This window comes from Opitutaceae bacterium TAV5 (assembly GCA_000242935.3).
Lineage (GTDB): Bacteria > Verrucomicrobiota > Verrucomicrobiia > Opitutales > Opitutaceae > Geminisphaera.
The window spans coordinates 6,090,546-6,113,900 of the sequence record CP007053.1 but is presented as its reverse complement, the minus strand read 5'-3'; the positions used below and the strand labels follow the sequence as shown (position 1 = coordinate 6,113,900).

The following is a 23,355-nucleotide window of genomic DNA, read 5'->3' as shown; positions in this document are numbered from 1 at the left end:
TGACAGGATGCGTTAACCATAACACACAAATGTCACAAATGGCTGAGCAGACCACCCCAACGATGACGCAAATCGCGGAACTGGCCGGAGTGTCGGTGATGACGGTGTCGCGCGCGCTGAAAAACCATCCGCGCCAGTCGGCGGAGACGCGGGCTCGTATCCAGAAAATCGCGATGGATATCGGCTGGCGGCCGAATCCGATGCTGGCCGCGCTGATGGCCCATGTGCGCAGCAACAGGACGGGGCAGACACCCGGATCGCCGGTGATCGCGTTTCTGACCTGGCATCTGGACAAGCATGTTTACGACGAGAAGGCCGGCCTGTGGCTGTCGTCGATTTACGAAGGGGGCAACGCGCGCGCCCGGACGCTCGGTTACAAACTGGAGCGTTTTGCGCTCAACGCGCCCGACATGAGCACCGCGCGGATGGAAAAGGTGCTCCGGGCGCGCGGCATCCTCGGGGTGATCCTCGCTCCGCTTTCGGACCCGATTCCGGACATCGATTTCGACTGGAGCGGGTTTGCCAGCGCCACGATCGGGTTCAGCTATCGCGGAGCCGTGCTGCACCGGGCCGTGAACGACCAATTTTCTTCGATGCGGCTGGCCGTCACGCGACTGCGCGACCTGGGTTACCGGCGCATCGGGCTGGCGATCCGGTACGAGGACGACGCCCGCGTGGAGCACAAGTGGACGGGGGCGTTCCTGTCATTCAGCTCGCTGCTTCCCCGTGATCACCACCTGCCGGTTTTTCTCTGGCATGACTGGCAGCCCGACGGATTCGGAGAGTGGGTGGCACACGAGAAACCGGAGGTGATCATCACGCTCCATGCGGAGGTGCGCGGCTGGTTGCAGAAACTCGGGAAACGCGTGCCGCGCGACATCGGCCTGGCGAGTCTCAACCTCCAGGGCGATCAGGCGGGATTTTCCGGCATCAACCAGAACAACCGGCTGCTCGGCGCGGTGGCGGTCGATCTGGTGGTGGAGCAGATCAACCACAACGAGCGCGGCGTGCCTGCGCAGGCCAAGACCGTCATGCTGGCCAGCGAATGGATGGACGGAACCACCACCCGGCGGCGGTCGACCCGACCTGCCCGCGACCCATCCACCATGAAGGGGAAAACACGCGTCTCCTCCGGCGTGGATGGCGTTTGACCAGGTCCAACAGAAGGAAAGGCTTCAGGCGTTCATGATCGAACGCAGGCGGTCGCTCGAAGTCGTCACGCGGGGCGCGAGAATGGCGGGCGCAAAGGGGAACGGGCGCACAAGACAGTAAAAGTGCGCCCCTACGGTCCGGAGCGGCGGGACGCTGCCGCTCCATTACTCCCGCGCTCCCCCCCCCCGGAGCCTGCGAATTGTGGGCGTTGCCACGCCCAGCCCTTCGGGCCATCGCCTGCGGCGACGCCTTCTCCGCTCTGCTGCGCTCCGTTACCTTCGCAGCTATCATCGGGTATTGGAGAATCCTGGCGAAACGCTGCTTCTGTTGAGGGTGGATGGCCCGGTTCTCAGGCCTGATTGCACTATTTGATCACTATAAATAGTGAATATAATCACTATTTGAGGTGTTTGTTTTCCCCTTTCTTGCACAAAACGGCGAAAAGCTTCCCAAGAGGACACATGCCAAGAAATTCCGATGCAAGAACCGGCCTGAAGATGGACAAGACCTTGTATCTGCTTGCTCAAAAGAAAGCTATATCGAGGCGACAGTCGTTTGCGGCCTATGTCGTGGATCTGATTGCACTCGATCTGATCGACTATCCGGGCGGAGAACACATCCCGGACATCCAGCGAATAAGGGCACTGCAAAAGAATGCCGACGGTGGTGGCGCGGGCAGCAAGGCCAGGGCTTCCTGATCGACAGTTTCACCCCCTGGCAATCCAGGCGGATGATGAAACTGGCAGCTGACCATCAGGAAAATGGTCGGGGGCCAGCGCCCGGGAACAGCAAGGGCCGCCGCGCGTGTTCACGCCGAGTGCGGCGGTGACGATGTCGGCCACGTTCCAGCGGAGGAGGCGGGCGGCGTGGTAGGGATACTCGCCATGATGCGAATGGGTGATCGACGAGCCGTAGGCGAGCCAGGTAACGGAGGGCTTTTCGGCAGCGGCCGACGCCGGCTTTTTCGAAGGCGATGGGCGGTTCGAGTTGCCGGTGATCCACTGATGCACACTGACAGACCCTGATGGTTGACCTTGGCTCAAAAGAGACACATTTGTGTCTTTCTATGCCAACCACCACTCAAAAAACCGTACTGCTCAGGGCACGCGTCCCGACCGGACGCATGCGCAGGACCGAAAAGATATTCGCCCGACTGGGGCTCAAGCCGGGCGATGCCATCAACGCATTCCTCGCCCAGGTCGAGATCCGCAACGCCATTCCGTTCATTCTTACAGCAGACCCCGAAACCGCAGAACTGATGGCTGATGCCGAATTCCGCCAATTCCTGGCCGACGACAGGGCAGGGAAAATCAAATACACCGACGCCAGTGACGTCCCCCTGTGAAATTTTCCCAACAAGTCATCGCCGCCCTTGCAGCCATGCATCCGGGCGTCCGCAGGGATATTCGACGGGCACTTGACGACCTCAATGCCGGCAAAAAACGTGACACCAAGGCACTCTCTGATGATCTCTCCGGATACTATCGACTTCGCATCGGGAAATATCGGGCGATCTACTCCTTTGATTCCCTCACCGGCGAACTCATGATCAGATTCCTCAAGGGACGAAGCACTGTCTACGAAACATTCCAGCCACCTCAAGACTGACTCGACCCGCGCAGTGCAATCCCGGCCGTCAAAACCTTGGGCGGCATTTCCGCGCTGCCACGTTTGCAGGCGTTCCATCGTCATCAGACCGGAGAGGCGTGACGCGATGGAGTGGGTCGCAAGCGGCAGTTCCTGGCTCAGGTTCCTGCGAGGGGGCGCAACCGCTCCGCCAGATTGTGGCCCATGAGGGCGTGGCCGGAGGGGGAAGGGTGGAGGAGGTCGGCGGAGAGGAGCGTGAGATCGGGCAGAATTTCCGCGCCTTCGATCAGGTGGAGCCGGGAATCGCCGGCGGCGCTTGCGCGGGAGGCTATATCCCGGAGGACGGCATCGAAACCGTGAAGACGCTCGAAGTCGTCACGCGGGGCGCGAGAGTGGTGGGCGCTGTTGGTGAAGGCGGTGATGAGAACGAGCGGTGTATCGGGATTGACCGCACGCATCGTTTTCACGAAGCCGGCGGCGCGGCGGGAAAATTCCTCGACGGTGTAGCCGCCGCGCATGTTCACGCCGAGTTCGGCGGTGACGATGTCAGCCTTCACTTCGGCGGCGGTGGCAGCGAGATAGTCGGCGGCTTCTTTTTCGATGTGGCACGCGCCGGAGAGGCCCTTGCCGAGGAGATTCCAGTGGAGGAGGCGGGCGGCGTGGTAAGGATAGCCGCCATGGTGCGAGTGCGTGATCGACGACCCGTACGCGAGCCAGGTGATGGCGGGCTTTTCGGAAGCGGCTGGCGGGCGTACGGGGTGACCGAAGGTTTCGATGTGGTGGAAGAGGCACGCGGCGCGGCCGGGGGCGATCCGCCAGACATCGGGCGACCACCCGCCGGAAGCGAGTGCGGCGTCGGTGGCCTCGGGGAAACGTTCGGGCGGCGTGAGGTGGAGCGCGGTGGGGACACCGCGGGCGAGGCGGTGCGTGGCCAGGAGAAAGGGGCCGCGGTAAACCTGCACCTCGACGTCGGCGTCCTCGGCGGTGAGGGTGATGCGGATATTCTGTGCGGGAGTGACGAAGCGGAGCTCCACGCCGCAGGAATCCATCGAGACCATGCGGCCGCGTTCGTTGAGCGCGTGGCGGACATTGGCCGGATAGCGGGGAAGCTGCCAGACGCCGCCTTCGCGGGGTTCGGGGTGGCAGTTGTGAAATTCGAGGGTGGAGGGAGGCGTGCAGACAGGCATGAGCGTGGCGGGCAGTCGTGGATGGTGATTGCGGAATGACTTCCGGACGAAAGATAGAAGGGCTGGAATCTGTCTGGCAATACGAAGTGATTGCCCGGCGGCGTGCTCATGCGCCGCGCAGCCGGAAGCCGGGGGCGACGCCTGTATCCGTTCAGCTACAGGGCGCGGGCTGGCTAAACAGATACCTGCGCTTCGCGTCGTCACCACAGGCGCGGAGGCCTGTGGCTACGCCGGTTCGAGTAACATCCGTTGCTTCAGGAAGCTTTGTCCGACCTCGCAACCGTCGGTGATGAGCCGCTGGCGGAGTTTTGTTGTATCCACCTTGCGCGGCGTAACGCCGGCCTCGAGCGACAGCGCCGCCGCCGTGCCCGCCGCCTGCCCCATGTTGCAACACGTCAGGATCAGGCGGCACCCGGCCTGCGCCATAAACTCGCTCGACAGGCAACGTCCCGCCACCAGGAGGTTGTCGATCCCGAGCGGCACCAGCGAACGGTACGGAATCGAGCTGGGCAGTTCCTTGCGCCGGAAATCCGCTCCGGTGCGCCCCCAGCCGTCGGAAATCGCTTCGTAACCGCCCGGCGGCGCCCACGAGCCGCCTTTGCCGTGCGTCGAAACGTAGCGGATTTTCCCGTCGATCTCGATCTCCGCCCATTTGACGTTGCCGGGGCCATCGGGGTTGTGGAGGTCGTAGTGATGACCGGTCATGCAGACCGTGTCGTCAAAGGGAGTGGCGCGGGCGAAATCCAGCGTGGTCAGGACATATTCGCCCACGACGCGGCGGCTTTCGCGCACGCCGAGCAGGCTGCCGGTGTCGATGAGGTAGCTGTCCTCGAAACCGGGCACGCACTTCTTGATGAATTTCGAGAGGATGTCCGCCTGTTCGCGTCCCTCGATATACATGCGGGTCAGGTCTCTGGCGTCCAGCGGGCGGCAGTTGCGCGAGTGGGCGAAGCACATCGAGATTTCGTCCTTGCCGCAGTGTTGCGGGCGTCCGGGGACGTGCGTCACCCAGTTCAGGTGGTTGTCGATCGGATACGGCATATCCCCGTCGGCAACGGCTTTCCCGATCAGGTTGATCCAGGAGGGATCGGTGCGTTTCAGTTCCGATTCCTGATAGCGGTCCCAGTCGACGCCGCCGAGACGGAACTCCAGCGAACACGCCTGGTGTTTGCCGTCCGAGGGGCGGCCCGCCATGCATTCGCAACCGGCGAAGAAGGCGATGTCGGCGTCGCCGGTGCAGTCGATCACACGCCCGGCGAGGACGACCTGGCGGCCGCTCTTGTTTTCGATGACCACGCCGCGGATGCGGCCGTTTTCGACCATGGCATCGACGGCGTGGGAAACGAACAGGACCTCCACGCCGGCTTCGGCGGTCATGCGGTCGAGGATCAGCTTGTGCTTTTCCGGATCGCTGTTGCGGTGCCAGTGGCCGTTGACGGCGTCGAGGCGGCGGAGCATTTCGGCGCTGATGCCCTTGGCAAAATCGAGCGGGATGTTGACGAGGCCGGCGGTGGCCAGTCCGCCCAGCATGGATTCGCGTTCGAGCAGCAGGGTTTTGCAGCCCGCGCGGGCGGCGGACAGCGCGGCGCCGATGCCGGCCATGCCGCCTCCGCAAACGACGATGTCATACTCGCCGCATGACGGCATGGAAATCTCGGGATTGATAAACTTCCCGTTGCGTTCGATCAGTGGGATCATGTGTGTGTTTCTCCTGTGGTGGCTGTGGTTTTTTCCGCGAGCGGGATGATCCGGACCGCCTCGTTGGGGCAGTTTTCGTAACATCGTCCGCAATGGCGGCACCGCTCCTGATCGATCTGCATGAGATCATCGACCACGACGATTGCATCAGCCGGGCAAGTCCACTTGCAGTTGAAGCAAAATTTGCAGCCGCGATCTATGACATACTGATTCTTCATGGAGTGTGGGTGGGTGGGTCAGTGCGACGTCATCATAACCGCCCCGCCCGCCGGGGACAATGACCGCGAATGCCGTAGTCTTGACGCGCCTTGTCGAAAACAGGCGTGAAGATTGCCAAGGGCAGCCGGAAAGGTCTTGCTGGCGGGTGATCATGTATGACCTCGAACCTGCCGTTGTCGATTTCGAGAAAGTGTGCGGCTGCAAAATCACCGTGCACGATCTGGCCGGGGTTTTTGCTCACCGGGACCGCAAGCCGATGCTGGGCGAGGTACGTGCGTCACACCGCCAGTCCTACACCGAATGCGCGGCGGAGGAGCGCGATTATTGCGTGAAGCATTGCATGTTCGATTTCAACCGCAGGGTGAACGAGAGCGGCCGGCCTTGTTATCTGAAACGTTGCCGGAGGCGATTGCTGGAGGTCGCGATTCCGCTTTACCGGCAGCAGAATCAGGTGGCCACGCTTTTCGCGGGGCTCTGGAAGCATCCGTCGGGAGCGGAAGCGGAGAGGATTCGCCGTTTGTGCAACGTGCTGCCGGTGTTCGGAGAGGGGCTGTTGCGGCGGGCGGAGTTTCTGCGACGCCATCCGGAGAGCGGATTTCGCTACCGGGACGAGATCGCCGGATTTGTCGAGGCGCATTTCAACCGGCCGGTTTCGGTGGCGGATCTGGCGCGCAAGCTGTCGCTTTCGGTTTCGAGAACCTGCCACCTGACGAGGACGCTGTTCGGCAAAAGTTTCTCGGCCCTGCTGGTCGCCGAGCGTCTCGAACATGCGAGGATTTATCTGGCGAGCAGCGACTACCGGGTGGGCGAGATCGGTCTGTTGTGCGGTTTCGGCAGCGCCGAGCATTTTTGCAGGATGTTCACCCGCCACTGCAAAATGCCGCCCGGCGAATACCGCAAAACCCACCGCCCGACGATCTGAACGGCAAGAAGGACACGGACACGTGACCCGCGGGGGGGGAGGGGGGGGCTTATGGGGCCGGTAGGGGAACCGGGGTGGCCGCCGGTTTGCCGAGGTGTTTTTCCAAGAAGGCCAGCACGGTGGGGCGGAGGTCCATCTGCTTGGGCTGGAGGTGGAAGGTGTGCGGCGCGCCGCCGACTTCGACATACCAGTAGTCGAGGCCGAGTTTCCGGAGGTGTTCGGCGAGGAGGCGCGAGCGTTCGACGGAGACGGTTTTGTCGGCTGAGCCGTGGGCGATGAGCACGGGCGGGGTGTTTTTGTCGATCCAGGTGATGGGGGAGGCGGCAGTTTCATTGGCGGCGGTTTCCTCGGGGGTGGCGCCGGCGAAGGGAGAGACGCGGCGGCCGCGGATGTCGTAGTCGCCGTAAAAGTCGATGATGGCCGAGACGGCGTTGGACTGGTCGGTGTAGAGACCGTGGCGGTTGAACTCCTCGTGACGGGCGGTGGCGCCGACGAGCAGGGCAAGGTGTCCGCCGGCGGAGCCGCCCATGACGGCGATGCGGTCGGGGGCAATGTTGAAGCGGGCGGCATTGGCGCGCATGAAGCGCAGGGCGGTCTTGCAATCGTAGAGGTTTTGCGGCCAGGCGAGGCGGGTGAGTTTCAGTTTGCCGGTGGCGGGGTCGTTTTCCCCGACGTTGAGGAGATAGTTGATGGAGAAGACCGCGTAGCCGTGTGAGGTGAGCGTGTTGCCGATGTTTTTTTCGCGAGCGGCGGCCTTGTCGCCGCCGCGCCACCCGCCGCCGTGGATGAGGAGCACAGCGGGGTGGGGGCCGGGAAAGGCGTCGGCGGAGGGCAGCCAGACATCGAGTTTTTCGGCGCGATCGGGGCCGAGGTAGGAAATGTCGCTTTCAATGCCGGGGGCGGCAGTGGCGAGGAGGGTGGACATGGCAAGAGCGGCGAAAAGAGGAGGCAGGTGTTTCATGATAGAGGTTGGCGGTGCAAAAGGCATCAGGATTCGCTCATGACCTTGGCGCGGTCCACGTTGAGCGCGGTGAGCGGGCGTTCGCCGCGGGCGAACCGCTCCAGTTCGTCGGCGAGAAACTGCCAGCGTTGTTCGAACTCGCGCGGAGCGTTGGCGCGATGCGGCGCGAGGAGAACCCGGTCGTTGCGTCGCAGCGGACTGTCGGCCTCCAGCGGCTCCTCCTCGAAAACGTCGAGGGCGAGCAGGATGTTTTTCTTTTCCACCACGGCGATCATGTCCTCCTGGCGCACCATCTTGCCGCGGGCGATGTTGATAAAAAGGGCCTCGTCGGCCATTGCCTCGAAGTGTTCGCGGCGGATCATGTGATGCGTCCTGGGGTTGTGCCCGCCAGCGAGGATGATGACTTCGCATTCGGCAAACAGCGAGAGCAGCGAAGCCGCCTTGCGGAATCCCTGCTCGCGCAGCGCGGCCTCGGTGGAGTGTTCGGAATGGACCACGACGTGATCGCTGAACTGGCGAAAAAGCTCCGCGATGCCTTTGCCGATCCAGCCGAAGCCGATGACGCCCACCTTGCGGTTGTGAAGGATGCGGGTGCGGCCAAATTTCATGCGCGGCCAGACTTCGCCGCTGCGCATGCAGTGATGGTAGTTGGCAATCCGGGTGAGGGCGGTGAGAGCGAGCGCCAGCGTATACTCGGCCATCGGACGCACCCGCGTGGGCCCGGTGTGGATGACGCACAGGCCCTTGGCGAGCGCGTGGAGTTCGTCGATGTTCTGGCGGACTCCTCCGTAGGTGCTGCCGATGAGTTTGAGGCCGGGCAGGCCGTCGATCACTTCGCGGGTGATGAGGTGCTGCGCGGTGAAGGGCACGATGATCGCCTCGGCGTGCTCGCGGACGGCGGCGGCGAGGATTTTTTCCGGAGTGCCGGCTTCGGGTGCCTCGACGAGCGTGGTGACTTTTTCAATACGCGCGCGGGCGGAGGGATCTTCGATGGTGCAGGCGAACAGGATTTTTTTCATGGATGGAGAGCCGGGAGAGTGGCGGATTGGATACTCAATGGTCGAGGGCGGCGGCGAGCTGCGCGAAAAGGCCCATGCCCCAGGGGGCGATGACGCGGAAAGTGGAGCGCTGGATGTCCATGTGGTGCGTTTCCCTTTTGTTGCTCTGCGCGGTGCCGCGAAGCCAGCCGTCATGCGTCATGAAGGTCATCAGGCCGTCGAAGGCTTTGGCGGCGGCGGGAAGGAGAGAGGCATCGACCATGCCGTGCCGGACACCGAGGGCGAGGGCGGCGGCAATGCCGGCGCTGCCGGAGGAGTCGGGGAGAAGATCGTTTTCCTTGAGGAAGCAGGGCCAGAGTCCGTCGGGCAGTTGATGCCGGGTGACCCAGGCGGCGACGCGTCCGGCTTCAGCGACGAGCGATGCGGGACGTTCTTTTGGCGGAAGCAGGGCGAGGGTGCGGACGAGGCCGAGGTAATACCACGCGACGCCGCGACTCCAGTTGCGGAAGGTTTTTTCGCCGGTATCGAAAAAGTGCCGGAGGTAAAGGTCGTCGGGCGCGGTGAGCCGTTCACGGGCGACCTCGAGCTGGCGGAGGGCACGTTCGCGCAAGTCCGCGCGTCCGGCCTCGGTCGCCATCATCATCATGGGGTAGGCGATATTGTAGTTACTTTCCGTGACAATGGTATTCAGCCCGATGGTTCCGGTCCCGGGGCGGAGGTGTTTTTCGAAACCTTCATCGGCGAAACGCAGGGCGGGGTGTCCGGGAGCGAGGGCGGCAAGGATGGCGAAAGGGCCGGTGGACTCGGGGCCGCCGGCTTCGTCGTCGCAGGGGTGGCTTCGGATGTTCTCGCGCTGGCCGGTCCCGGGGTGAAGGAAGGTGTCGAGGTGGTCGAAGACGGTCTGCTGCGCGTCCTTGCGGCCTTTCATGGCCCAGTCGAACAGGCCGTCGAGGACGCAGATTTCCATCCAGTCGCAAGGCTGCAGGGAGGCGGCGGAACAGAAGAGGGCGAGGAAGTTTTCGAGGGTGGGCGGGGCGTTGTCGGCGTAGAGCTGGGGCAGGACGGCATCAGGCGCGTTGGGGCCGGGGGCGACAATCCAGAGAGGGGACGCTCCGTTCTTCGCGCTGAGAGAGAGACCGTCGCGGAGGGCGGCGGCGGTCTGTTCCGTGGTGAGGGCGAGTTCAAAAACCTGGCCGGGGCAGGCGTAGAGCACGTCGATGGCGCCGTAGTGCTCGCCGGTGGCGGCATTGGCGACGTCAACCTGATGGGGAACGCGTTCGTCCACGGCGGCGACGATGCGCAGGCTCATGGGGCGGACAGTGCCGACGCCGGGGGCCGGTTTCCAGCGCAGGCGGGCGGGGCCTGTTTCGGCCGGGGCCACGGGGATGACCCGGCGGCGGGCCATGGGACGCTTTTCCGGCGGGAAGAGGATTTCGGGCGCTTCGATGATGTCGGCGACGCGGCGGGCGGTGGCTACGGCGGCGGGGATTTGGGGCGGGTGGCGGAGGATGTCGGGCGAGGCGAGCGGATGGAGGATCACCCGTTCCTCGCGCAGGGTTTCCATCGCCTCCCGGAGCGGGTTTTGGAAGGCGTGGATTTCCAGGTTTTGGAGGGTGACGTTTTTCAGCGGATGACCGGGCAGGCCGCGCAGGTGCAGAGCCTCCCGCGCCGAGTCGCAGCGCACGTTGCGGATGAGGATGTTTTCCACCGCGGGCACGTGCTTGAGATTTTTGGGATCGGGCGGTTTTTCGAGCGTGTCGCCGTAGTGGAAGGTGAGTTCCACCGCCGCGTGGCGGATGCGGCGGGCCGTGATGTTCTCGATGAGGATGTCTTTGATGAAGCCGCCGCGCCCGGGTTTGGTTTTTATGCGGATGGCGGTGTCGGTGCCATCGCAGGTGCAGTCGTGGGCGTGCAGGTTGCGCACGCCCGCAGACATTTCGCTGCCGATGGTGATGCCGCCGTGGCCGGAGCGGATTTCGCAGTGGCGGATGAGGATGTTTTCGCAGGGGATGCCGGCCTCCCAGGCGTCTTCGTCGCGCCCGGCCTTGATGCAGATGGCGTCGTCCCCGGTATCGACGACGCAGTGTTCGATGAGGACGTTGCGGCAGGCATCGGGGTCGATGCCGTCGGTGTTGTGGGAAAAGGGCGAGGGCGGGTTGAGGATGGTGGAGTGGCGGAGGGTGAGATCGGCGCACCAGACGGGCTGGAGTGTCCAGGAGGGGCTGTCGCGGAAGGTGACACCTTCGATGAGCACCCGTTTGCATTCGATGGGCTGGCAGAAGACGGGGCGCACCCCGGCCTCCCGCGTACCGAACACCCGCTCTTCCAGAGGAGTGCGCAGGGCGGCGAAGTTGTCGGGGCCCTGGATGCTGGACATGCCGGGCTGGGAGTGCTTCCAGGGCCACCAGCTTTGTCCCTGCCCGTTGAGCAGGCCCGCGCCGGTGATGCTGATATCCTCGCAACGGTGGGCGTAGAGAAAGGGCGAGTAGTTGTAGATCATGACGCCGCCGCGCTGGGAAAGCACGGGGGGCAGGTAATCGTCGGGATTCTGGCTGAAACGAAGCTCGGCTCCGGCTTCGAGGTGGAGGTCGATGCGGCTGCGGAAGTGGATGGCGCCGGTGAGCCAGATGCCGGAGGGAACGACGACCCGGCCGCCGCCCTGGCGGGCGCAGGCCTGGATGGCATCAGCGATGGCACGGGTGTTGAGGAGGGCGCCGCCGGGGTGTGCGCCGTGATCCCGGATGTCCACCCGCCGGTCGGGGATGACGGGCGGCACGGGAAGCGCGAAAGGGGTGAAGACTGACATGGGCGTGATGGTGCGGACGACGGCAGGCAGACGGCGTTTCACGGTGATGAAAGACCGGCCGGATCCGACCAGGTTGGTTCGACCTGATCGTTGTCCGGAAGGGAACAATGCCGCCAGATTTACGCCTGGCAGTCGATGAGGATTTTCATCGCATCGGGCGTGCTGCCGAGGTTGTCGAAGGCCGCCTGGATGCGGGTGAGCGGTTCGACGCGGGTGACGAGTTTTTCGAGCGGGAGCTCGCGGCTGGCGATCAGGGCGAGGGCTTTTTCGTAGTCCTCACGTTCATACACCCGGGCGCCGATGAGTTTCAGTTCCTTCCAGAAAAACTGGTGGAGGTTGATTTCAACCGGTTTGGGGTAGATCGCCACGACGACGATGCGGCCGCGGATGGCGAGGAGGTCGGTCATGGTGGCGGCGGCGGATTTCGCGCCGGACACTTCAAAAACGATGTCGGCCCCGGCGTCGCCGCTTTTCTCGCGGCAAAGCGCGGGCAGGTCGGTCGCGAGCGGGCTGTGCGCCTCGAAGCCGAGCGAGCGGGCGAAGGCGAGCCGGAGTTCGTTGACTTCGCTGATGATGACCTGCGCACCGGCGGCGCGGGCGACGAGCGCCACGAGGATGCCGATGGGGCCGCCGCCGATGACGACGGCGAGTTCGCCGGGCTTGACGCCGCCGAGACGCACGTCGTGGCAGGCGACGGCGAGCGGTTCGGCCAGCGCGGCGAGCTTGAGATCGGTCGCAGGCGGAGCCTTGTGGACGGCGAAAGCGGGAACATTCCAGTACGTCTGGAAACCGCCGGGCGAGTCGATGCCGATGAATTTCAGGTTGCGGCAGATGTGGCTGTTGCCGCGGTCGGCGGGCGTTTCGGCGCGATTGTCGAGCGGGCGGACAACAACAGAATCGCCGACGGCGAAGCCGGTGACGCCGGGGCCGACCTCGGCGATGGTGCCGGACATCTCGTGACCGATGATTTGAGGTATTTTGACGCGCTGGTCCATGTGCCCGTGATAGATGTGGACGTCGGTGCCGCAGATGCCGACGTAGGCGACCTTGAGGCGGACTTCTCCGGGGGCCGGCGGAATGGCGGGAGCATCGGCGACGCGGAATGTTTTGTTACCTTCGTAGTAAGCGGCTTTCATAATGCGGGATGTGGAATGCGGAGTGCGGAATAAATGGAACGGGGAAGCGGGACGGGCGGGAATGTCTTGCCAATGCCTGCAGGTGATTAAAACAAATCCCGCACGCCGTGTCTTTAGCGCGGATTGACGGGATTTTCATTTTTTTGATCCACTGCCCTCGCGGGCAGGGAGAGATGCAACCTGGCGCATTCCGAGGAAACGCGCCAGTTCCTTCACCGCGTCGCCGGCGGCATGACCCCGGCGCACGGAGCGGCCCATGACGAGGAGCCGGCCGGCGGACCGGTCGGCTTTCGGGTCCACGTGGCCGACAAAGTCGTGGCCGGACAGGACGGGAAGCGCGTAATACCCGCGCACGCGCCTGGGCGCAGGCGTGTAAACCTCCCAGGTGTAGTTGAAATCCCACAACCGGGCCGTGAGGCGCCGGTCATAAATCAGCGGGTCGAGCGGCGCGAGCAGCCGGATGGAAGTGGTGGCAGTCTCCCGGAGACCGACGGCGGGAGCCGGCGGAAGGGAAAACACGCCGGCATCCTCGCGGAGGCAGTGAAGACGAAGGCCGTTTTCGACGGCGACCGCCTGCACCCGATCCTCGACCAGAGGCAGCTCCGTCTTTTTGAGGAGCACGAGCCGGTGCTGGCGCAGGCGGGCGAGCACGAGCCAGCGGGCCGTTTCCTCCGGATCAGGGCGGGGCCGGGCGAGCGTGGCGGCAGGCAGCACACGCTCCGGCAGCGCATAATAACGCCGCTGGGCACGACGGGCGGCGATGAGCACGCGACCATGGAAGAAGAGTTTCTGGAGTGTGGATTTGGCGAGTGTGCTGGCTCCCCATCCGCGTGTGGTCCGGCGACCATCGTGCAAATCTTCGGAGGAGAGCGGTCCGCGGGAGGCGAGTTCCTCCAGCAGCCGGGGAGCAAATTCCTTTTCACGGGGTGTGAGCCGGCCGGACCACGCGCCGGACTGGCGAGTGCGGGCCTCCATGGTCCCGAGCAGGTGCGGCCAGGCGTCTTGCGGGAATGCCACGAGAATGTGGCTGGAGGGCAGGTGGTGCTCGAATGCCATGCGCGTGGTCGCGTCTTGCGGGTTGCCTTCCTCGCCGTGCAAGTGGCGCATCAGGTCACCTTCCCGGTAACCGGCCACGCGATTGCGCAGGATGAGATCGTGCATGCGTCCGCAGACGTTGATGGGGTCGATCTGGATGTAACCGTGATGCGCGAGAGCGGTGGCGACATCGGGCGCCGGCGTGTCGAACAGATGGGCACGCCGCATGAAACGACGGGCTGCCTCCACAGTGGCCTTGATTTCGGCGGCGGACATATGCCGAAAGAAAGGTTGAAATGGAAAAACTGAAAAGCTGAAAGACTGAAGGTCCGGGGGAGGGGAGACCGCTAATCTGCGCTGATCTTCGCTAATCCGATCCCGGAAAACTTCGGTTGCGGCGCAGTTGCCCCAGGGAATCCGTGGTTAAAAAGGCAGCCCGGTTAGTCGGTCTCTCCCGGTTCGATTTTAGCGTTTTTCAGCGTTCTTTAGCGGTTTCCAATCTTCTGAATCCGGATACAGCGACCGTCGGGGAAGAGGCGGTTTTCAGGGCGTGCCGCCAAGCGCGAGGATCGGGGATCAGGATTGGCGCAGATCAGCGAAGATTAGCGGTTTCCACCCTGTCCGGTCGCGTCCCCGTCGTGTGCAAGCGGAACGGACAGGCACGGGGTCCGCGCGCTGTCAGAGCATCGGCTTGGCGCGCTTGAGGACTTGCACGGCGAAACCCCAGGGATCGCGGAGCATGATGATCTGGTCGCCGTTGGGGAGGTTTTCGAGATCGGCGGCGAGGGTGGCGCCGTTGGCGAGGAGATAGTCGCGGGCGGCGGCGGGATTTTCCACGGCGAAGGCGACGTGGAGATGGAGCGGGTCGTAAGTACGGTAGTCGGGAACGCTGGCTTTGGGGTTGTTGTAGATCTCGATGACGAGACGACGTGTGGCGTCGGCGATGAAGTGCATGTGCACGGGCGCGGGGCCCTGGCGCACGATTTCGAAGCCGAGATGCTTGACGTACCAGGCGGCGACGGCGACCGGGTCGGCGGCCTGCCAGGCGACGTGCTCGGCGGAGAATTTGATGGCGGGTTGGGAGGAGGTGGCGTTGGACATCGTTTGTTGGATGATTCGCCGCGAACGTGCCGTGGTCGTGCAACAAGGGGAAGGGCCGTTGTGTGCGAACGATGGCAGGCCGGGCGACACCCGGCGATGCGGTTCACTGCCAACGACGGCGCAGGGCGGCGAAGCCGATGATCGCCGCGCCGAAAATCAGGGCGACGGCGGCGGGTTCGGGGACGGTGCTGATCTGTATGTTGTCCACGGAGAAGGTGGCGGAGGCACCGACAGAGGTGCCGCTGAACACTTCCGCAGCGGCGAACGTCAGCCAGCGGGAGTCGGCTATACTGTCCCCGCCGCCTGTGGCCCAGACCGAGGTGCGAAAATTCAGGTCGGTGAGCGTCCTCGAGGTGGCGCCATCGGAAATGGAGACCGACCATCGCAGGGTCTCGGGGTTTTCGTGAATGGCGATGCTGTAGGTGACGCCGGTCTCAAAGGCCAGGCCGGTGCTGACGAAGTTGTCGCCGGCCCCGTTGCCCGCATACCAGTAGCCGTCGTAGGCGGAGAGCACCCAGGTGGCGGTGCCGTCGTAACTGGCAGTGCGGGAATTGGAGTTGGAGAGATTGAAGCGCACGGAGCCTGTGACACTGTCGGCCCGGAAGTCGAAGCGGGTGGAGAAGGCCGTGGTGCCACCGACAGAGACCCCGGTGGCATCATACGGGCGGAGAAGGCTGCTTGTTGCGACGCCGTTTCCCGCCACCGTGGTCACGGTGTAGGAAAAGTAATTTCCGCCCACGAGCAGAGGATTGGTATCCAGAACATAGGCGCTGGTGGTGCCTCCGGTGTTGTTTGAAGAGCTGCGCCAGCCCCTGAGCCAACCGGCGCCGATGGGGCCGAAGCCGTTGCTGTGACCCAACTGGCCGGAGGAGGTGCCGGAGAGGTTGGTGGTGTCGCTGGCGGTGTAGGACGAAAAATCGTCGGAGATGACGATGGCGCGAACGGACAGCGGAGTCAGGGCGAGCAGGCCGAGGGCGAGCGTGGGGAGGAGGCACGAGTGAGTATTCATGGCGATACGATGCGGTTATTTGCTGATGACAATGGAATCCACGGAGAAGGTTCCGGTGACGCCAACGGAGGTGCCGCTGACGATTTCCGAAGCGGAGAACGTCAGCCAGCGACCGCCGGGGGCTCCTGCGCCCCCCGTGGCCCAGGACGCGGTGCGGAAATTCAGGTCGGTGAGCGCAACCGGGGAGGCGTCACCGGAAATCGTGATGCTCCACTTGCGGGTCGCGGGATTTTGTCGGATGGCAACATTGTAGGTGACGCCGGCAGAGAAGGCCACTCCGGTGCTCATGAAGTTGTCGGCGGACCCATTGCCGACATGCCAGTAGCCATCGTAGGCGGACAAGACCCAGGTGGCGGTGGAGTCAAAATAGGCGCCGCGGGTATTGGCATCGGAAAGGTTGTAGCGCAGATTCGCCGGTGTGGTGTCGGCCCGGAAGTTGAAGCTGATGCCGAAGGTCTCGGCTCCGGAAGCGGAAATCGCGTTGGCGTCATAGGCGCGGGCGAGGGAGCCGCCGCCGCCCGCCGTCTCTCCCGGGGACGTGGCCACGGTAGTGGAAAAATAATTGCCTCCGTCGCCAAGCGGGGTGCCATCGGCGATGATGGCGCTGGCGGTGGTTCCCGCGCTGACGGTCACGCGCCAGGGCGACAGCCAGCCACCGGAGGGGGTGCCGACATTGGTCTGGCCGGGGCGGAGGGAGGTTCCGACCGCATAGGCGCTGAGGTCGTCAGTGATGGTGCTGGCAGGCAGCGGCGCGAGGGCAAGCAAGCCGAAGGCAAACGAGGCGAGGACGCGCGGGTTGGTTTTCATGGTAATACGGTATGGTTGTTTTGAATGCGATTGTTCCCGATGACGGTTCCGGGCACGTCGTGGAGCGAAACGGGGCCGGTGGTGAGAAGCCGGGTCAAGGGGTCGGTGTGCCCGGCGCGGAGGACTCGGTTGGTGTTCACCAGGGTGTTGTCGCGCACGATGATTTCGCGGGCGGCGTAAGCGTGGATGGCGGCCACGGTGGTGTTCTCGATGCGGTTGTTTTCGATGACGATGTTGTGGTTTTCGGACGGATACGGGGGTGTCGTGCGTTCGGTCCGGGCAAAGATGCCGATGGCGCCGGGAACATAGGAGCCGGGGGCGGCGAGGCTGTGGTCGGTGCCGATGTCGCGGATCGTGTTGCCCGTGATGCGAAGGTTGTTCACCCAGCCGGCCTCGCGCCAGTGGCCGAGTTCGGGACCGATGGAGATGGCGGACTTGGTGAGGCGTTCGAAGCGGTTGTTTTCGACCAGGCCGTCGGAAGCCATGAGACGCAGGCCGCGGCCGCGGTGGTCGTGAAAATAACTGTCACGGATGACATAGCCGTCGCAGTTGTTGGCGGGGGTGTCGAACCATTGGCCGGGTTTGACGTCGAGAGGGGCATCGGTGTCCACCTGGTAAAGGGTGTAGTTGCCTTTCGGATATGTCGGAAAAAGGGCGGCAATGTCGCCCATGGTGACGCCTTCGTCGGTTTCCAGGGGGGTGATGGCGGTGATGGTGGCATTCCCGGCGAGGGAGAAATCGCCCTGGTTGTAGAGGCGGAGGGCGTCGCCCGCCCGGATGGTGGAGATGATGTCGCCGGGGCCGTATTTGTAGGCGGCGAGGAAACGGGTGGGGGTGAGGGGACGAATGACGGGGATGAGGAAACCGTGAAGATTGATGGAGTCGTCGCCCATGCCGGAGAAATCGCAGTTTTCGACGACGGGGCCGCGGCGACACTGGACGAAGTTGATGCCGTCGGCGTTGCTGGAAAGGAGGCGGGGGCGGGTGGCTCCGGGGGGAGGCGGGCCGGGACGGATGTGGACGCGGCGGAAGGTGACGGTGTCCTCGCTGTAACGGCCGACAAACGCGAGGCCGGGGGAGGCGTGAAGGGTGGTGTCTTCGATGATGACGGGGCCGGTGCAGTGCCGGATATAGACCGCGCTGGTGCCATCGACCAGGCGGCGGTCCATGACGAGCTGGTCGCCGGGCGCGAGGGGGGCGGGCTGGTTGGATTGCAGTCTGAGGCGGCCTTCGCGGGGGCTGATTATCGTGAGGGGCAGGCGGTTGAAGTCCCATGAGCCGGGATGGCGGCGTCCTTCGGCGGTGAAGAAGTGGGTCGGGGCGCGTTGGTAATCGTTGTCGAGGGCAGGATAGCCGTCGTGGATACGGAATTCGATGCCGGCGCTGTCGGCGCGGGTGATGGTGCCTTGGGTGAAGGGGAGCGGATCGTAGTCGAGGGTGAGGCCGTGGATCTTGAGGTTGCCGGATTCCTGGATGCGGAGGATGGGCTGCCGGGTGCTGGTCATGATGAAGGTAACCCCGGTGGCGTCGATTTCCAGGTTGTCGGCGTTGCGGATTTCGACGGTTTTTTCCAGCCGGTAAACTCCGGCGGGAATGCGGAGGCGGGGCTGGCGGGCGGCGATGGCGTCCCGGATGAGCGCGTCCGGGGCGGCCGTGGCGGGAGGGATAGTGATGATGAGAGGAAGGAGGGTAGCGGAGAGGGTGAGGAGCGTCTTGAGGATTGCTTGCATCCGGGTGGTCGGGCGATGGGTGGCCTTGGTCGTCATTACGAGGTGTGTGGGTGGGCGCGGGATGTTTGAGAGGGAGAAAATCAGTTGCGGAGGTTTTTGATCCAGTCGTCGAGGCGGGTGTCATTGAGCTGGAATGACAGGACGTGGCCGTCGAGGAAGACGCCATTGATCTTGCCTCCGTGGCGGGGATCGAAAAGGAGGGAGCCGCCGCCGCTGTTCGCCGCCCGGAAATAGGCGGTCGAATCGTAGTCGCCGGGATTCCAGGGCGCCCCGTCGGCGACGATCAGGGTCTGCGACCATTTGGTGTTCTGGTTCGGCGCGAAGCGATCATCGGGTGTGCCGCCTTGGGCGTTGATGGCGTAGACGCGGCGGACGCCGTTGGGATAGAGGCCGCCTTTCGGGGCGGCGGCGCAATACCACGGGTTCATGGCCAGGTTGGATTCGTCCACGGCGGGATAGATGAATTTGGGCGTAAAGTAGGCCTGGATGATGTTCCACCAGGCACCGGAGGCATTGTCCTTGGGCGGAGGGAGGGCGGGGTTATTGGAAGGCTGGGGATAGAGCCCTTTGTTTTCCTCGGCATAAAGCGTGAGCCAGTTGTGGATGTTGCGAAGGCTGGAAATGCAGTTAACGTTGCGAGCGGTTTCCCGGACTTTGCCGACGACGGGAATCATGATGCCGGCCAGGATGCCAATGATGGCGATGACGGTGAGCAATTCGATGAGGGTGAAGGCTCGCGTCCCGGAGGGAGGACGAGAATGAAGAATCGGGAAAGAGAGGATGGGCTTTTGCGTAAACATGGCGGGGACGGGATTACAGGAAGAGACATTTCCATGATTGCCCAAGGGAACAAGCGCATCGTAGTTTACCACGTTAAATAGAATGAGCACGAAACCTCCAACCTTGCGTGATCTGGCGGTAAAATTGGGTGTGAGCCACGCCACCGTGTCGATGGCGCTGCGCAATTCCCCGGCGATTTCCGAGGCGACACGTTCGCGTGTGCAGACGCTGGCAAGGAAGGAAGGGTATCATGGCAACATACTGGTAAGGGCGTTGCTGACGCAGGTGAGGCGAGGGCGTCTGGATGGCACGGGAGAGGTGATTGCCTTGTTGGTGGAAGGTTCCGGACAGGATGCCCAGTGGCGTCCGGATTTAGTTGAGGGTGTGAAAGCCGCCAGGCGTCGCGCACATCAATCCGGGATGGCCGTGGAGGTGTTCCCGACCGGGCAGCACGGTTGCGATTCAAAGCGTGTGGGGCGGGTATTATTCAGTCGCGGCATCCGGGGGCTGATTCTGCCGCCAGTGTCTCTGGAGCTGGGGCCATTGGATATCGACTGGAATCTGTACGCAGTGATGGCAGTGGGATATTCGTTTCGCCAGCGGGAGATGCACCGGGTGGCGAATGCGCATTTTGACGGCATCATGACAGCATACGCGCGGTTGCGGGCGGCGGGATGCAGGCGGATCGGCTGCATGTTGCGCCGCAACGAAGACGAGAAGGCGCGACACTACTGGCTGGCGGGCGCGCTGGCCGCGCCGCGTGTGTATGGCGGCGCGGCACTCGTGCCGCTGATGCAGGACGATCCGCCGGATGAGGCGGAATTTGCAAGGTGGTTCAGCAAAAAGAAACCGGATGCAGTGATCGGCAACCAGCCGGATTATGCGCTGCAGTGGTTGCGGGGGATGAAGGTGCGCGTGCCGGGCGACATGAGTTATGCGAGTCTTGATGTGACGCCGGGGTCGGGCGTTTCGGGCATCGGCCAATCATGGGGAGGGATGTTTGCAACAGCGGTGGATCAACTGGCGGGAGAACTGGCGCGCAATGAGTTCGGGCTGCCGGCGGAGCCCAAGGTGACGCTGGTCGGGGGCGAATGGGTTGAGGGGGAGACGGTGCGAAAGCAGTGAGGGGAAGGTCCGTTGTGTGCGAACGATGGCAGGCCGGCGGGCGGTGCTGTGGTTTCCGGTAGCCAGGACGGCGAGGCGCTGTTCGCGCCTCGTCGCAGCGGCAGGAATGCCGCCGCTCCTTCAGGCGAGGATCCAGGTGCCGTCGGAGGACCGGGTGACGGTGTGGGTTTCGCCGGTGGTTTTTTCGGTGAGGACGAGGCGGGCCGGGTCGGCGTGAGTGAGGGTCCAGGTTTCGGTGGCGCCGGGGCTTTCGAGGGCGGTGGTGTCGGGCGCGGGCGTTTTCAGGTGCCAGCCGGCGGTGGCGCCGGGGTCGTCGACGCAGATGGCGTGGACGGCGAGGCGGTCGGTGGCGGGGGTTTTGTCCGTCCAGCGGACGAGGAGGCCGCTGCCGGGTTTGCCTTCGCCAAGCTGGTTGGGGAGCGGGTGATAGGCGTCATGGACATACGAATACATGGGGTAGGCCATCATGTTGCCGCCAGCGCAGTGGAAGAGCTTCATGCCGGCGTTGCCGCGGCGGGCGACGAGGCGGTCCGGGCGGACGAGCTTGAGGTCGAGGGCGTTGTCGCGGTTGTTGAGGAGCCAGTGCCAGGTGGTCGTCACGGGGACATCGGCCCGGATGCGGTCGATGACAAAAAGGGCGTGCGTGCCGCAGAGGAGCCAGAGGCGGGTAAACTCGGTGAGCGGGGCTCCGTAGAGCGCGGCGGCTTCGCTGGCGATGGCGGTGACGCGGCCGGCGCGGGCGAGGAGGGTGCGGCGCTCGTTGCCGGAGGAACGGCCGCCGCGGGTGACCGGGGCGTCGGCTTTGCCGGTGGCGCGGTCGAAAAGACGGCGCGCGGTGCGGGTTTGTTCGAGTTCGCGGTTGAGGTGTTGGTCTTCCTGGAGTTTGAGGTCGGGGGTAGCGGGCGGGACGCCCGCGCCACTTGCGACAGTGAAGGTACAGGTGTTATGGGTGTTGGTACGGGCTTCGAGTTCGTGGATGAGGTTGCGGTAACAGGAATGGCCCGGGTCAACGAGGAGGCGTTCCCGGTTGTGCACGAGGATGAAGCTGTTGAGGTCGCCGTGAAGATGACCGGGGCCATGGAGGGGATCGGGGGCGCCATGGACGGCGAGGATGGTGCGTCCGCCGTTTTCGGGCCAGGCGTCGCGGGCGAGGACGTCGCCGCAACTGAAACCGGCGGCGAGGTCGATGCCGGCTTCGGGGGCGGAGGGGGCGAGGGGAGCGGTCGCGAGTGCGGCGGGGAGGAGGGAGAGCGTGAGGAAGCCGAAGTCGTTGACGAAACCGAAGGTGGCCTGGTCGTGCGGAGGTTGCTCGATGCAGGGCGTATAGTGGGTGTCGAAAAGCCAGCGGGCGAGGCCGGCTTCGGCGGGGTGTTTTTCTTTGGCGCGAGTGGCGATGTGCAGGAGGAGGTCGGCGGAGGCGCGGTAGAGGGCGGCGGAATCGTTGAAATTGGCGGCGCGGGGACGCGGGTAAGAACCCCAGTCGCTGAGGGGTTTGGTGTAAAAATGGGAGGCGGCATCCCAACGGGGTTTCAGCGCGTAGGGGGCGAGGGGGAGGGTGGCGTCGAGCGCGGGCGTGTGGCGGGTGAGGGCCTCGCGGGCGAGCATGAGGGTGTAGGCGGCGTAGTTGCCGTACTGGAGCGACTCGCCGTAAGAGCCGTCGGGCTGGAAGACATCGACGCAACGGTGGAATTCGGCGGCGGCGCGGTCGAGCGCGGCGGTGTCGCCGATGACGGCGGCGGCGGTGGCGACGCCGGCGTTGAGGACGCAGCGCCAGTTGGCGAGGTGGTTGCCGTCGTCGAGCCAGCGCTGGCAGAGCGGGATGGCGGTGTCGCGGAGTGTCGTGGTGAGTTCGTTACGCTCGGCTTCGGTGAAGATGTCGCCGGCGAGGTCGAGAGCGGCGGCGACGGCCCAGGAAAGGTGGGCGGTTTCGAGGTGGCCGATGGGCGGGTTTTTGGTGTGGTTGCGGAAGGCGGGCCCGACCCAGTCGGCGACCGGACGGCGGGCAATGGCGAGGGTGTTGGCGCGAAGCCAGGCGTCGAGGGCGGGCGAGGGTTTCAGCGCGTGGACCATCGCGGCATCGGTGATGTATTCGCCGACAAAATGCCACCAGTCGGTAGTGGTTTCGCCGGTCGCGAGCGAGGGGCTGGCGGCGCGGCGTTCGGCGCGATTGACGAGCGTCCAGAAGAAGGCGCGGGCGGGATTTTGGGCGCGGGCGGCGGCGAAGGCGGTTTTTTCGGTATCGGTGAGGAACAGTGGCATGGTGGCGAGCGGGTTGACAGAGTGATGAGGGGGAGTCCCATGGGACTGATGGGACACATGGGACGTAGAGGACGGATGGGACTTGTGGGTAGAATCAGCGGAGGGCGGCGAGATCGAGATCCTTGATCAGGACGCCTTCGGGCTGGGCGGCGATGAAGTGAATCGCGGCGGCGACTTCGGCGGGTTTCAGGAATTTGGCCCGGTCCACGGTGCGTCCGGCCCAATAGTCGGTATCGACAGAGGCGGGAGACACGAGCGAGACGCGAATGTTGTCGGCAGCGACCTGTTGCTGGAGTCCGGAGGTGTAGCCGTTGAGAGCGTGTTTGCTGGCGCAGTAGATCGGCGCCACGGGATTGGCGATTTTGCCGACAATGGAGGAGACGTTGATGATGTGGCCGGACTTCCGGGCTTTCATGCCCGGGAGAACGGCGCGGACGGCGTGGAAGACTCCGGTGAGGTTGGTGTCGATGATGCGGCGATAGTCGTCGGTGCCGACGCTGGCGAGGTCGGTGGCGAAGCCGACGCCGGCATTGTTGACGAGGATGTCGATGCGGCCATCGCGGCGTTCGATATCGGCGAGAGCGGCTTGCACGGCGGCTTCATCGGTGACATCGACCGCGGCGCTGTGGAGACGGTCGCGCGCGATGCCGGCCTCGGGCGTGGCGGCGAGGTTCTCGATAGCGGCGGCGAGTTTGTCGGCGCCGCGGGCGAGGATCGTCACGCGGGCGCCTTCGGCGGCGAAGAGGCGGGCGGCTTCGAGACCGATGCCGGTGGATCCGCCCGTGATGACGACGACCTTGTCTTTGGAGGACTGCAGATAGGTGTGCGTAGGCATAACGGGCG

23 protein-coding genes are annotated in these 23,355 nt (G+C 64.3%); 7 read left to right on the top strand and 16 right to left on the bottom strand.

Annotated features, from left to right (window positions below; all coding sequences use genetic code 11):
• The first annotated feature begins 38 nt into the window (after positions 1 to 38).
• From OPIT5_25915 to OPIT5_25905, 3 genes are all read left to right on the top strand, one after another.
• The gene (locus OPIT5_25915) at positions 39 to 1,151 is read left to right on the top strand and encodes a LacI family transcriptional regulator (protein ID AHF93141.1); all 1,113 of its coding nucleotides are present in this window, start codon (positions 39 to 41) and stop codon (positions 1,149 to 1,151) included.
• Entirely contained in the window at positions 1,141 to 1,272 is a 132-nt protein-coding gene (locus OPIT5_25910; protein AHF94758.1) for a hypothetical protein, read from the top strand. Before OPIT5_25915 ends, OPIT5_25910 begins: the two co-directional genes overlap by 11 nt.
• A 341-nt stretch (positions 1,273 to 1,613) precedes the next feature.
• Positions 1,614 to 1,850 carry a hypothetical protein gene (locus OPIT5_25905; GenBank protein ID AHF93140.1) on the top strand — a complete coding sequence of 79 codons (237 nt, stop codon included), beginning with the start codon at positions 1,614 to 1,616 and terminating at the stop codon, positions 1,848 to 1,850.
• A gap of 9 nt (positions 1,851 to 1,859) precedes the next feature.
• On the opposite strand, the gene OPIT5_25900 is transcribed toward OPIT5_25905, so the two are convergent.
• Positions 1,860 to 2,162 (bottom strand): hypothetical protein, encoded by a 303-nt coding sequence (locus tag OPIT5_25900; protein ID AHF94757.1) that lies wholly within the window; start codon positions 2,160 to 2,162, stop codon positions 1,860 to 1,862.
• A 56-nt stretch (positions 2,163 to 2,218) separates the two neighbouring features.
• Between OPIT5_25900 and OPIT5_25895 the strand changes: the two genes are divergently transcribed.
• Both OPIT5_25895 and OPIT5_25890 read left to right on the top strand, forming a co-directional pair.
• Positions 2,219 to 2,497, top strand: coding sequence for a DNA-damage-inducible protein J (locus OPIT5_25895; protein AHF93139.1), 279 nt, complete (start codon positions 2,219 to 2,221; stop codon positions 2,495 to 2,497).
• Positions 2,494 to 2,760 carry a hypothetical protein gene (locus OPIT5_25890; protein ID AHF93138.1) on the top strand — a complete coding sequence of 89 codons (267 nt, stop codon included), beginning with the start codon at positions 2,494 to 2,496 and terminating at the stop codon, positions 2,758 to 2,760. Before OPIT5_25895 ends, OPIT5_25890 begins: the two co-directional genes overlap by 4 nt.
• A gap of 137 nt (positions 2,761 to 2,897) precedes the next feature.
• Here the strand turns inward: OPIT5_25890 and OPIT5_25885 are convergent, their stop codons facing one another.
• The 3 genes from OPIT5_25885 to OPIT5_25875 form a co-directional block, all read right to left on the bottom strand.
• The gene (locus tag OPIT5_25885; GenBank protein AHF93137.1) at positions 2,898 to 3,926 is read right to left on the bottom strand and encodes a lysophospholipase; all 1,029 of its coding nucleotides are present in this window, start codon (positions 3,924 to 3,926) and stop codon (positions 2,898 to 2,900) included.
• A 225-nt stretch (positions 3,927 to 4,151) separates the two neighbouring features.
• Positions 4,152 to 5,624, bottom strand: coding sequence for an FAD dependent oxidoreductase (locus tag OPIT5_25880; protein AHF93136.1), 1,473 nt, complete (start codon positions 5,622 to 5,624; stop codon positions 4,152 to 4,154).
• Positions 5,621 to 5,842: a sulfite reductase gene (locus tag OPIT5_25875; GenBank protein AHF93135.1), complete on the bottom strand. Its 222-nt coding sequence runs from the start codon at positions 5,840 to 5,842 to the stop codon at positions 5,621 to 5,623. The genes OPIT5_25880 and OPIT5_25875 overlap by 4 nt, the downstream gene beginning before the upstream one ends.
• A gap of 152 nt (positions 5,843 to 5,994) precedes the next feature.
• Between OPIT5_25875 and OPIT5_25870 the strand changes: the two genes are divergently transcribed.
• Positions 5,995 to 6,765: an AraC family transcriptional regulator gene (locus tag OPIT5_25870; GenBank protein ID AHF93134.1), complete on the top strand. Its 771-nt coding sequence runs from the start codon at positions 5,995 to 5,997 to the stop codon at positions 6,763 to 6,765.
• Positions 6,766 to 6,814: 49 nt separating this feature from the next.
• Here OPIT5_25870 and OPIT5_25865 read toward each other — a convergent pair whose 3' ends face one another.
• From OPIT5_25865 to OPIT5_25820, 10 genes are all read right to left on the bottom strand, one after another.
• Positions 6,815 to 7,726, bottom strand: coding sequence for a lipase (locus tag OPIT5_25865; GenBank protein AHF93133.1), 912 nt, complete (start codon positions 7,724 to 7,726; stop codon positions 6,815 to 6,817).
• Positions 7,727 to 7,752: 26 nt separating this feature from the next.
• The gene (locus OPIT5_25860; GenBank protein AHF93132.1) at positions 7,753 to 8,745 is read right to left on the bottom strand and encodes a glyoxylate reductase; all 993 of its coding nucleotides are present in this window, start codon (positions 8,743 to 8,745) and stop codon (positions 7,753 to 7,755) included.
• 34 nt (positions 8,746 to 8,779) lie between these two features.
• Positions 8,780 to 11,572, bottom strand: a complete 2,793-nt coding sequence (locus tag OPIT5_25855) for a glycoside hydrolase (GenBank protein ID AHF93131.1) — start codon at positions 11,570 to 11,572, stop codon at positions 8,780 to 8,782.
• Positions 11,573 to 11,649: 77 nt separating this feature from the next.
• Entirely contained in the window at positions 11,650 to 12,666 is a 1,017-nt protein-coding gene (locus OPIT5_25850) for a molecular chaperone GroES (protein AHF93130.1), read from the bottom strand.
• 135 nt (positions 12,667 to 12,801) lie between these two features.
• Positions 12,802 to 13,977: a hypothetical protein gene (locus OPIT5_25845; GenBank protein ID AHF93129.1), complete on the bottom strand. Its 1,176-nt coding sequence runs from the start codon at positions 13,975 to 13,977 to the stop codon at positions 12,802 to 12,804.
• Between the two features lie 402 nt (positions 13,978 to 14,379).
• Positions 14,380 to 14,802: a 50S ribosomal protein L14 gene (locus OPIT5_25840; protein ID AHF93128.1), complete on the bottom strand. Its 423-nt coding sequence runs from the start codon at positions 14,800 to 14,802 to the stop codon at positions 14,380 to 14,382.
• A gap of 103 nt (positions 14,803 to 14,905) precedes the next feature.
• Complete coding sequence (locus OPIT5_25835; GenBank protein AHF94756.1) at positions 14,906 to 15,811, bottom strand: hypothetical protein; 906 nt, start codon at positions 15,809 to 15,811, stop codon at positions 14,906 to 14,908.
• Positions 15,812 to 15,826: 15 nt separating this feature from the next.
• Positions 15,827 to 16,618, bottom strand: coding sequence for a hypothetical protein (locus OPIT5_25830; GenBank protein AHF94755.1), 792 nt, complete (start codon positions 16,616 to 16,618; stop codon positions 15,827 to 15,829).
• On the bottom strand, positions 16,615 to 18,384 hold the full coding sequence (locus tag OPIT5_25825) for a hypothetical protein (protein ID AHF94754.1): 1,770 nt from the start codon (positions 18,382 to 18,384) through the stop codon (positions 16,615 to 16,617). The genes OPIT5_25830 and OPIT5_25825 overlap by 4 nt, the downstream gene beginning before the upstream one ends.
• 44 nt (positions 18,385 to 18,428) lie before the next feature.
• Entirely contained in the window at positions 18,429 to 19,148 is a 720-nt protein-coding gene (locus tag OPIT5_25820) for an N-terminal cleavage protein (GenBank protein ID AHF93127.1), read from the bottom strand.
• Between the two features lie 82 nt (positions 19,149 to 19,230).
• Here OPIT5_25820 and OPIT5_25815 point away from each other — a divergent pair, with 82 nt between their 5' ends.
• On the top strand, positions 19,231 to 20,253 hold the full coding sequence (locus OPIT5_25815; protein ID AHF93126.1) for a LacI family transcriptional regulator: 1,023 nt from the start codon (positions 19,231 to 19,233) through the stop codon (positions 20,251 to 20,253).
• Between the two features lie 120 nt (positions 20,254 to 20,373).
• On the opposite strand, the gene OPIT5_25810 is transcribed toward OPIT5_25815, so the two are convergent.
• Both OPIT5_25810 and OPIT5_25805 read right to left on the bottom strand, forming a co-directional pair.
• On the bottom strand, positions 20,374 to 22,512 hold the full coding sequence (locus OPIT5_25810) for a hypothetical protein (GenBank protein ID AHF93125.1): 2,139 nt from the start codon (positions 22,510 to 22,512) through the stop codon (positions 20,374 to 20,376).
• Positions 22,513 to 22,606: 94 nt separating this feature from the next.
• A complete protein-coding gene (locus tag OPIT5_25805) occupies positions 22,607 to 23,347 on the bottom strand; it encodes a short-chain dehydrogenase (protein ID AHF93124.1) in 741 nt (246 codons plus the stop codon).
• Positions 23,348 to 23,355: the final 8 nt, after the last annotated feature.